Raw genomic sequence first — 201 nt, 5'->3', positions numbered from 1 at the left:
GTAGATCGTCGCTGTCCCACCCGGCTCCCCGGTGATCGTCAGCGTCACACCGTCAGAGCCGACTGTAACCGTTGGTGCATCCGGATCAAGCGTATCGGGGAGTGTCGCAGAGGCCGCTTCCGATTCATTGCCAGCAGCATCGCTTTGCGTCACCGTGATGTCCTGGCCATTGCTCGCAGCAGCAACATAAGTCGCAGTGCC

Annotated in this window: 1 protein-coding gene; it reads right to left on the bottom strand. The window is 60.7% G+C overall.

Annotated elements, in window-relative coordinates; all coding sequences use genetic code 11:
• The coding region (locus ABE530_RS19795) for an Ig-like domain-containing protein (protein WP_499695747.1) at positions 1-201 on the bottom strand (201 nt) is incomplete at both ends.

It is taken from the genome of Brucella sp. TWI559 (genome assembly GCF_039674265.1).
Taxonomy (GTDB): Bacteria; Pseudomonadota; Alphaproteobacteria; order Rhizobiales; family Rhizobiaceae; genus Brucella; species Brucella chromiisoli.
The sequence above is the reverse complement of the archived record's forward strand: the minus strand, read 5'-3'. Positions and strand labels throughout refer to the sequence as shown.